General features: G+C 71.5%; 8 protein-coding genes and 1 pseudogene. 5 read left to right on the forward strand and 4 right to left on the reverse strand.

The window, feature by feature from the left end; translation table 11 throughout:
• A pseudogene (locus HYE82_RS37390) lies at nucleotides 1-278 on the reverse strand (hypothetical protein); the annotation flags it as partial.
• A gap of 289 nt (nucleotides 279-567) precedes the next feature.
• Here HYE82_RS37390 and HYE82_RS32725 point away from each other — a divergent pair.
• The gene (locus HYE82_RS32725) at nucleotides 568-2,634 is read left to right on the forward strand and encodes an MFS transporter (RefSeq protein WP_179177843.1); all 2,067 of its coding nucleotides are present in this window, start codon (nucleotides 568-570) and stop codon (nucleotides 2,632-2,634) included.
• 62 nt (nucleotides 2,635-2,696) lie between these two features.
• On the opposite strand, the gene HYE82_RS32730 is transcribed toward HYE82_RS32725, so the two are convergent.
• Nucleotides 2,697-3,269, reverse strand: a complete 573-nt coding sequence (locus HYE82_RS32730) for a GNAT family N-acetyltransferase (protein WP_179177844.1) — start codon at nucleotides 3,267-3,269, stop codon at nucleotides 2,697-2,699.
• 105 nt (nucleotides 3,270-3,374) lie between these two features.
• Between HYE82_RS32730 and HYE82_RS32735 the strand changes: the two genes are divergently transcribed.
• Nucleotides 3,375-3,770, forward strand: coding sequence for a nuclear transport factor 2 family protein (locus HYE82_RS32735; protein ID WP_179177845.1), 396 nt, complete (start codon nucleotides 3,375-3,377; stop codon nucleotides 3,768-3,770).
• A gap of 75 nt (nucleotides 3,771-3,845) precedes the next feature.
• Here HYE82_RS32735 and HYE82_RS32740 read toward each other — a convergent pair whose 3' ends face one another.
• Entirely contained in the window at nucleotides 3,846-4,187 is a 342-nt protein-coding gene (locus HYE82_RS32740; RefSeq protein ID WP_179177846.1) for an antibiotic biosynthesis monooxygenase, read from the reverse strand.
• A 158-nt stretch (nucleotides 4,188-4,345) separates the two neighbouring features.
• Between HYE82_RS32740 and HYE82_RS39125 the strand changes: the two genes are divergently transcribed.
• The 3 genes from HYE82_RS39125 (at nucleotide 4,346) to HYE82_RS39135 (ending at nucleotide 5,717) form a co-directional block, all read left to right on the forward strand.
• Nucleotides 4,346-4,759, forward strand: a complete 414-nt coding sequence (locus HYE82_RS39125) for a hypothetical protein (RefSeq protein WP_306439672.1) — start codon at nucleotides 4,346-4,348, stop codon at nucleotides 4,757-4,759.
• The gene (locus tag HYE82_RS39130) at nucleotides 4,759-4,956 is read left to right on the forward strand and encodes a hypothetical protein (RefSeq protein WP_306439673.1); all 198 of its coding nucleotides are present in this window, start codon (nucleotides 4,759-4,761) and stop codon (nucleotides 4,954-4,956) included. The genes HYE82_RS39125 and HYE82_RS39130 overlap by 1 nt, the downstream gene beginning before the upstream one ends.
• A gap of 305 nt (nucleotides 4,957-5,261) precedes the next feature.
• Nucleotides 5,262-5,717, forward strand: coding sequence for a phosphatase PAP2 family protein (locus HYE82_RS39135; RefSeq protein ID WP_306439674.1), 456 nt, complete (start codon nucleotides 5,262-5,264; stop codon nucleotides 5,715-5,717).
• On the opposite strand, the gene HYE82_RS32750 is transcribed toward HYE82_RS39135, so the two are convergent.
• Nucleotides 5,711-6,088 (reverse strand): DUF6193 family natural product biosynthesis protein, encoded by a 378-nt coding sequence (locus HYE82_RS32750; protein ID WP_179177847.1) that lies wholly within the window; start codon nucleotides 6,086-6,088, stop codon nucleotides 5,711-5,713. The genes HYE82_RS39135 and HYE82_RS32750 overlap by 7 nt on opposite strands.
• Nucleotides 6,089-6,509 lie beyond the last annotated feature (421 nt).

Raw genomic sequence — 6,509 nt, forward strand, 5'->3', positions numbered from 1 at the left:
CCCCCTCCCCTTCCTCTTCCCCTTCCTGCGAGTGTGCCGAGTTCGCCCAGGTCCTCCACGGTCGGTGGCAGCGGGGCCGTTCGCGCAGGCCAGGTCGCCTGCGGCGGCGTGTCCGGCCAGACCGCAGGTGTTCCATACGCCGGGGTGGAGTCCTCGCGCGCCGACGTGTCCGCGCGGGCGTAGCCGTGCGCCGGGTCGGCCACCGAGCCGTACAGCGGCTGGGCCGACTGCACCGGCCGGACGGGCGGGATCGGCTGGGCCGGCGGTATCGGTGGCACCGGCGGTATCACCTGCGTGGCCTGCGGGTCCGGCTCCCCGGGGTGGGGCAGCGATACGTACGGGCGGATGCGCAGTGGCTCGAAACCGCCCCCCGGTCCCTCCGGCGCGCACTCGCAGCCGACGCCCACAGCGTCGCAATCTGGACAGCGCTCAGCGCTCACTGGACTCCCTCCCTGGCCATTGCCTGCGATTATGCAGACCCTTCAAGGGCCGCCCAACCCGCCCGAGAGGCCATAACCGGACACACCGCTCAGGATGGAAATGTTGATCCGACCTGAGGAGGAGAGGATGGCTCGCGAAGGCGCCAACGCCGCCGTGGATCCCGTTTCCGGCCCGGGCCGATCCGGTCCGGCAGCAGAACACGCCTCCCGTGAGGTGCTGGTCTCCATCGGCGCACTGATGCTGGGCCTGCTGCTCGCCGCCCTCGACCAGACGATCGTCTCCACCGCCCTGCCGACCATCGTCAGCGAGCTGGGCGGGATGGAGCACCTGTCCTGGGTCGTCACGGCCTACCTGCTCGCCTCCACCGCCGCGACCCCCTTGTGGGGCAAGCTCGGCGACCAATACGGGCGCAAGAGGCTGTTCCAGGCCGCCATCGTCATCTTCCTGGTCGGATCGGCACTGTGCGGGATCGCCCAGGACATGTCCCAGCTGATCGGATTCCGCGCCCTCCAGGGCCTGGGGGGCGGTGGCCTGATCGTGCTGGCCATGGCGCTCGTCGGCGACATCGTCCCACCCCGTGAACGCGGCCGCTACCAGGGCCTCTTCGGAGCCGTCTTCGGTGCGACCAGCATCCTCGGTCCGCTGCTCGGCGGCCTGTTCGTCGACCAGCTGTCCTGGCGCTGGGTCTTCTACATCAACCTCCCCGTCGGTCTCGTCGCGCTCGCCGTCATCGCAGTGGCCCTGCGCATCCCGGCGCGCCGCTCGAAGCACACCATCGACTACCTCGGCACCTTCCTCATCGCGTCCGTCGCCACCTGCCTCATCCTCGTCGCCTCCCTCGGCGGCACCTGGGGCTGGGGCTCGGCCCGGATCGTCGGCCTGGCCTTCCTCGCCGCCGTCCTGCTCGTCGCCTTCGTCCTCGTGGAGCGCAGGGCCGCCGAACCCGTCCTCCCGCTCGGTCTCTTCCGTATCCGCACCTTCACCCTCTGCTCGGTGATCAGCTTTGTCGTCGGGTTCGCGATGTTCGGGGCGATGGTCTACCTCCCGACGTTCCTGCAGGTCGTACAGGGTGCCTCGCCGACCCTGTCCGGCGTCCACATGCTGCCGATGGTCCTCGGCATGTTCATCGCTTCGACCGGGTCCGGCCAGATCGTCAGCCGCACCGGCCGCTGGAAGGTCTTCCCCATCCTCGGCACAGGGGTCACCGCGATCGGACTCCTGCTGCTGCACCAGCTGCAGCGCACCAGCGGCAGCTGGGAGACGAGCGCCTACTTCTTCGTGTTCGGCCTCGGGCTCGGCCTGGTGATGCAGGTGCTCGTCCTGGCCGTGCAGAACGCCGTCAGCTACGCGGACCTCGGCGTCGCCACCTCCGGCGCGACCTTCTTCCGCTCCATCGGAGCCTCTTTCGGCGTTGCGATCTTCGGGACGGTCTTCACCCACCGGCTCGACGACGAACTCGCCACCGCCCTCGCCGGTCTCTCCCTCCCACCCGGCACGGCCGCCCAGGTGGAGGCCGACCCCCGGGCCATCGCGACGCTGCCGGCCGACGTGCAGCCCACCGTGCTCGACGCCTACTCCGAATCGATCACGGACGTCTTCCTCTATGCCGTTCCCGTCGTCCTCCTCGCCTTCGCCGTCGCCTGGTTCCTCAAGGAGGACAAGCTCCGCGGCTCCGTGACCGCCCCCGACGTGACCGAGACGCTCGCCTCCAATCCCGTGGAGCGCTCCTCCCGCGAGGAAGTGGCCCGAGCCCTGTCGGTCCTCGGCACCCGCGAGGGCCGCCGCCACGTCTACGAGAAGATCACCGAGCGGGCCGGGCTGGATCTGCTGCCCGCCTCCAGCTGGCTGCTGCTGCGGATCAACCGGTACGGCTCGGCCGAGCCCGCCGTGCTCGCGGAACGCACGACCGTCCCGGTGAAGGTGATCACCGAGGCCGCCCGCCAGCTCGAAGTACGCGGCCTCGCCGTACGGGACGGTCTGCCGCTGATCCTGACCGGCCCCGGAAGGGACGCCGCGGCGAAGCTGGCGCAGGCCCGCGAGGAGTCCCTTGCCGCACTGCTCGGCGACTGGTGGGGCCCGGACCGCCCGACCGACCTGGCCGAACTGGTCAAGGAGATCAACGCCGAACTCTGCGGGTCGGACGCCGAGGAGCCGTACGACGCGCCCCCGCCCCGCGACCACGCCGCCCCCTGACCGGTCGGCGGCCTGGATTCACCCCCTCGCCCGCCCCCGCTTCACCCGCCTCACCTCGTCTCTCAGACCAGGCGCTTCTCGAACCAGTGCTCTGCGTACGGACCCGAGTTGTACGCCGGAATTTCCGCATACCCGTTTCGCGCGTACAGGGCCCGGGCCTCCACCAGGTCCGACCGCGTGTCCAGGCGGACCCGCTCGGCGCCCAGCGCCCGGGCCTCGTCCTCCAGCGCGGCGAGCAGCGCCGCGCCGCCGCCGGTGCCGCGGGCGCGCGGATCCACGTACACCCGGGTCAGTTCGGCGGTGACGGGATCGAGCATCCGTATGCCGCCGCAGGACAGGGGTGCGCCGTCCTGCCGGCCGACGACGAACCGGCCCGTCGGCGGGACCAGCCCGTCGGCCGGGTCGTCCCGCAGCCCCTCGTCGACCTCGGCCTCAGTCGCGGGCCGCTTCCAGTAGCGTCCGGCGACTTCCGCGTAGTACGCGCGCCGCAGTGCAGTGGCGTCGGGTGTGTCGACGTGCTCGGCGGCGACCGTCCAGGTGCTGTCGGTAGCCGTGTCGGGTGCGGGTGCGGGTGCGGGTGCGGGTGCGGGTGTGGAGGTGGTGGTTGCGGTGTTGGTGTCGAAGTTGATGTCCATGGCGTCATTATGGAATCGCGCCGTCGTTCACCGCGTGGAATATCCACAGGAACGGGCTGATGATGAGGAAAGGTTTAAATCGTACCGATGGAGGGCGTGACCACCATGTCCCAACACCCTGACGCTGCCCTGATCCGCCGCGGTTACGACGCCTTCGGCAAGGGCGACATGGACACCCTGGGCTCGCTGATGACGGCCGACGTCATCCACCACGTGCCCGGCAACAACCCGCTGTCAGGCCACCACAAGGGCCGGGAAGCCGTTCTCAACCTCTACCGCCGCCTCGCCGAGGAGACCAACGGCACCATGGCGGTCGACCTGCACTCGGTGCTGGTGGACGGGCGCGGGCACGGCATCTCCGTCCACACGTTCCGCGGCGACCGCGGCGACCGCGGACTCGAAGTCCAGCAAGGCCTCTTCTTCACGATCGTCGGCGGGAAGATCAGCGACATCGACGAGTGCACGCAGGACATAGACGAGGAGGACGTCTTCTGGAGCTGACGGCCTCCTCGCCTCCTCGCTTCCTCGCTTCCTACCCCTCAGCCTCCGCGCTTCTCCGGCGCGCGCCCTTCCCGGTCAGGCTCCGGTCTTCGGTCCCGCCTGCTGCACGACCTCGAACGACCACACCGTCGACGCCGAGGCCGCCGGCTTCGGCCGCTCTCCAGCCCCTGCCGCGCCGCCGCCACCGCCCTGGTGCGCCGCCTTCATGGGGCCCTCCATCCACGCCTGGAAGTCCTCCTCGGACCGCCACCGCGTGTAGACCAGGTACTGGTCGGTGCCCTCCACCGGACGCAGCAGCTCGAACCACTCGAACCCGTCCGAACCCTCCACAGCCCCCGCCCGCGAGGCGAACCGCTGCTCCAGCACCTCCCGCTGCTCGGCGGGCACGGTCAGAACGTTGATCTTCACGATGCTCATGACCGCCATCCTAGGGATGTGGCGCGGGATATCGTCGTTCCGGGCCATGCAACGCGGCGGCCGGGCGAAGCCGGGATTGCGTTCCATCAGGCGGGAGGCCGGTGAGGCGCGGCCGACACGGCGGAGCACTGCGGGTCGGACGGACATGCGGGCTCACGGTGGCCCGGCCGTTCCTGTGGGTGCTCGTCGGGATCCTCGCCGCACGGCAGGCCGCGGCCGTCCTGCGCGTGCTGCCGGTTCTGCGCGTGCTGCCGGTTCTGCCGGCCGTGTTCCGGGTTCCCGGCGAACGCCCGGCCCGCTTCCTGCTCGGCCTCGCCGCCGCCATCGCCCGGCCCGGCCTGCGGCGCGCCGTCCGCTACGCCCGCGACGGGCAGCTGCTGCTCGCCGTCGCCGTCACCGGGCGCGTGGCCGTCGCCGTCACCCCGCCCGGCTGGGCCACCGGCTGCTGGGGCTGCTGCTTGCCGTCGCCGGCAAGGTCGGCAGCCGTGTCGCCGACCGGCGCGTGTCGCCCGCCGCCGTGGTCCTCGCCGCGACCCTGCCCAGCTCCGTCGTGCTGCCCAACATCGCCGTAATGGCCCCAGTACGGGACAGCGTGCTGCTGACGGCGGCTCGCCGCGGTCTGCGCGGTGCCGTTCCTGCCGCGCTCCTCCCCGTACTGGCGCGAACCCTTCCCGACCGCGTACGGGCAGCCGACCGCCGCCGGTGGCGGGCCGTGCCGCTGATGCCGTTCTGGCGACGCGTGCTGTCGCGCCCCCAACCTGCTGCTTGAACTGCCCTCCGTGCGCATCGGCTGCTCGATCTCCTCGCACATACGGGCCGCCGCACCCGCCAGCCGCGGCCACGCCGAGGCGCACGGCAGGCAGATCCTCGGCATCGACGTGCCATCGGCGTCGACATCGGACACATCGTCAACCAGGCGGCAACGAAGACGCCTTGGCTGGAAGGGTTCTTCAACTTCTCCTGCGCGTTGTTCCACTTCGAAGCCGCGGCTTCGTCGACACCGCGCACGGCCCGCAGGACCTGGCCGACCCTCAGTGCGGGGCGATGACCGCGACCTCCAGCCGGTACGCGGCGATGCCCTCGCTGCACTTCGGCTGGTCGCTGTGGTGCGGGGTGGTGATCGTCGTGCTCGCCCCGAAGGGCTGGCAGGAGCTCCTCGGGGCGCTGCACCCGCTGATCACGGTGTGCGCGATCGTCGCCACCGCCAACCACCGGGTGATCGACACGGCCCGCGGTCGGGCTGCCGGGGCAGCGGAGTGCCGCGCAGGTGACGGCGCGGGGGGCATCTCCACGGCCGTGGGTACGGGTCGGGCGCGGGCGTTCGGGAACGACGGTCCAGGGGCGGTGCATCGGGCGGTTCGTCCACCTTCGGGGGGTGGGCTCGGGGCCTCTGTGGCTGCGTCAGCTGGCCGTAGGGGCGCCGGGCGCGACCGCTCCGGCGCCCCTGCGGTGGATCGCCGCGTTCTGTCAGGATCCGCCCGCGCCGTCACTCCCGCCACTCGGGCGCGATCCGGCGCCCGCGCTCACTGATCCGGGGCCGCCGGCAACTGCGCGAGGAGCAGGGCGACCGCCGCGTCCGCCGTGTCGGTTTCGCCGATGACGCGTGTGAGGGTGGGGCTCAGCACACGGAACCGGCCGTCCCGCAGCGACTCGACGGCCGGGGTGTCCGTCTCGGTCGGCAGGCCGCCGCCGGAGCCGAACCGCAGGACGCAGCGGGTGGTGAACGGATACAGCCGACGCAGCTCCGGTTGCGCGGAGGCGGCCTCGATCAGTGCGAGGACGCCCCGCCCAGCGGCCGCGGCCTGGGAATCACCCCGGTCGAGCATCAGCCGCCACGTCGTCGGGAGGCGCTGCCAGCGTGCCTCCACGCTCTCGTCGGTACCGCTGTCCTGGAAATTCATCCGCGCAGTCTGACGGTGTTGCAGCCGCCGCGACAATCCTCCGGACAGCATCGATGGCGGGCCGTTACCGCAGCTTGTCGCGATCGTCGCCTCACGCTGTGCAACCGTTCCTGCAGACTCGGCGGGAGCGGTCCTGCTGGGGGTACGTGCAGGCAGCGGCGGGACTCGGCGAACCGCTCCTGCCTGCTTCGGCAACTGCGCGGCGCCCGCTTGGCGCCCTTCTCCCCGACCGGCTTCGACAGCCGGTGCACCAGCGTGCGCACGCCCGCCCGAAGGGACCGGGTTTGCGTAACCGCGTAACCGCGTAACCGCGTAACCGCGTAACCGCGTAACCGCGTAACCGGCAGCGGCGGGCCCGCGTCCACCGGTCGCATGAGAGGCCTGCGTCATCCTCCCGGTGCACTCGACGAGGACCCCCGCC

This window comes from Streptomyces sp. BR123 (genome assembly GCF_013401435.1).
In the GTDB taxonomy this organism is placed as follows: Bacteria; Actinomycetota; Actinomycetes; order Streptomycetales; family Streptomycetaceae; genus Streptomyces.

Bases quoted from the DNA above. Each gene is read 5' to 3' on its own strand.
- HYE82_RS32735 (WP_179177845.1), top strand. From the start codon at position 3,375: ATGTCCCAACACCCTGACGCTGCCCTGATCCGCCGCGGTTACGACGCC.
- HYE82_RS39130 (WP_306439673.1), top strand. From the start codon at position 4,759: ATGGCCCCAGTACGGGACAGCGTGCTGCTGACGGCGGCTCGCCGCGGT.
- HYE82_RS32750 (WP_179177847.1), bottom strand. From the start codon at position 6,088: ATGAATTTCCAGGACAGCGGTACCGACGAGAGCGTGGAGGCACGCTGG.
- HYE82_RS32730 (WP_179177844.1), bottom strand. From the start codon at position 3,269: ATGGACATCAACTTCGACACCAACACCGCAACCACCACCTCCACACCC.
- HYE82_RS39135 (WP_306439674.1), top strand. From the start codon at position 5,262: ATGCCCTCGCTGCACTTCGGCTGGTCGCTGTGGTGCGGGGTGGTGATC.
- HYE82_RS32725 (WP_179177843.1), top strand. From the start codon at position 568: ATGGCTCGCGAAGGCGCCAACGCCGCCGTGGATCCCGTTTCCGGCCCG.
- HYE82_RS32740 (WP_179177846.1), bottom strand. From the start codon at position 4,187: ATGAGCATCGTGAAGATCAACGTTCTGACCGTGCCCGCCGAGCAGCGG.